Genomic DNA, 1,249 nt, shown 5'->3' with positions numbered 1-1,249 from the left:
TTGCTAAAGACTGTTGATAAAACTCGATCGCTTTTTGGTATTCTCCTAGGGAATAGTAAACATTACCTAAATTATTGTAGGAATTCGCTTCACCTTTCCGATCACCGATTTCCCGTGTGATTGCTAAGGACTGTTGACAAAACTCGAGCGCTTTTTGGTATTCTCCTAGGCAATAGTAAATACCGGCTAATGAGTCGAGACTCGCAACTAAATCAAGTTCTAGATTTAACTCTTTTTGTAAATCGATCGCTTTTTGATAATACTCGATCGCAAGCTGTTGTTCCTGACGATAATCTGACAATGGCAGATTTGATAAACGAAGGTTATAAATCTTAGCTAAACTGGCATATAAACTCGCTAGTCTTGGCTCTTTTTTGCCTTTATTTACCTCGATTTGCTCGATTAGTTCTAACAAGTCTTCCTTAGAGATTGAAGGAATATCTTTATCTATAGTAATTTCGTCAAAAGATTGTAAAATTGGTAAAAATTCCTGACAAGGTAAAAAGTTACTTGGAGGAGAAATAAAGCGAAAAACTCCTTTTCTCCAACTCCAAAAATCGGGGGACTTTTTGCGTAAATTTACCTCCACTGTGCTTGTTACCCAAAGAACGATGGAATAGGGAAATTCTCGCAATCCTTCCCTTGTCCATTGCAGATAACCAAAAAATTTATCTAGTTCCGATTTTTCCCGTTGCCATTCGATCGAGTGTAATTTCTCCACTCCTGTGGTTGTGATCACAGCGTTTTTGCTTTGTAATAACTCTGGTTTTCTAGAGACTAAACTAGCAATGGCTGCTCTTAAACTCGGTTCTTTTTGATCTAAATCAATCCGATAACAAGGGATTACTGGTTCTAATTCTTTGCTATAGCGATCGATAATTTCTTCTCGCAATTTTTCCTGATCACACACACAAATCAATATATTTAATCTCTCTTGATTTGCCTCTAGAGACACGATTAAACCTTCGTATTCTCTCTCATTTTGGTCGATAATTGAAGATGTTTCATTATTCATAATAAGTGGATAAATGTTAAAAACTGTCAGATACCCCCCTTAGGTAGGGTTGATTCATGAATCAATCCTACGGATCAAGGAGTGATCCGCACCCCCCTTATCAAGGGGGGATTAAGGGGTGATACGCACCCCCCTTATCAAGGGGGATCCCCCCGCCTATCGGCACCCCCCTTATCAAGGGGGATCCCCCCGCCTATCGGCACCCCCCTTATCAAGGGGGGCAGGGGGGATCCA

At 40.2% G+C, this 1,249-nt stretch carries 1 protein-coding gene; it reads right to left on the bottom strand.

Going from position 1 to position 1,249, the window contains the following annotated elements; all coding sequences use genetic code 11:
- Positions 1-1,015: tetratricopeptide repeat protein (locus tag IQ234_RS20795; RefSeq protein ID WP_193958459.1), on the bottom strand; the 1,015-nt coding region annotated here is incomplete at its 3' end.
- Positions 1,016-1,249: the final 234 nt, after the last annotated feature.

The sequence above is a fragment of the Microcystis aeruginosa LEGE 91341 genome (assembly GCF_015206885.1).
Classification (GTDB): domain Bacteria; phylum Cyanobacteriota; class Cyanobacteriia; order Cyanobacteriales; family Microcystaceae; genus Microcystis; species Microcystis aeruginosa_H.
This window is presented reverse-complemented; position numbering and strand designations above follow the sequence as displayed.